Here is a 273-nt window from a genome sequence, read left to right as displayed (position 1 = left end):
GAAGATCTTTCCTAGAAAACTATAGGCTGATTTACTGTTCCGTCTAGCGGAAAGGTAAAAGTCAATCGTATGACCCCGTTGATCAACTGCACGATACAGGTAAGTCCATCGGGCACTGTTGCAAATAGAGATTTGAGTCGATGATGTTCCCTTTAAAAAGTACTTAGAGACCGAAAACCCTGTTGATTAGACACACTTCACCCTGAGGCTGACCATAATAAAATGACGATGCTTGTCCTTTACGTAGTGCACGCATGACTTCAATACCTTTAA

At 41.8% G+C, this 273-nt stretch carries 2 pseudogenes; both read right to left on the bottom strand.

From position 1 onward, the window contains the following. A pseudogene (locus WFH18_RS18045) lies at positions 1-111 on the bottom strand (DDE-type integrase/transposase/recombinase); the annotation flags it as partial. Positions 112-163: 52 nt separating this feature from the next. Continuing rightward, a pseudogene (locus WFH18_RS18040) lies at positions 164-273 on the bottom strand (IS6 family transposase); the annotation flags it as partial.

It is taken from the genome of Acinetobacter sp. USHLN143 (assembly GCF_037145695.1).
Lineage (GTDB): Bacteria > Pseudomonadota > Gammaproteobacteria > Pseudomonadales > Moraxellaceae > Acinetobacter > Acinetobacter fasciculus.
The sequence above is the reverse complement of the archived record's forward strand: the minus strand, read 5'-3'. Positions and strand labels throughout refer to the sequence as shown.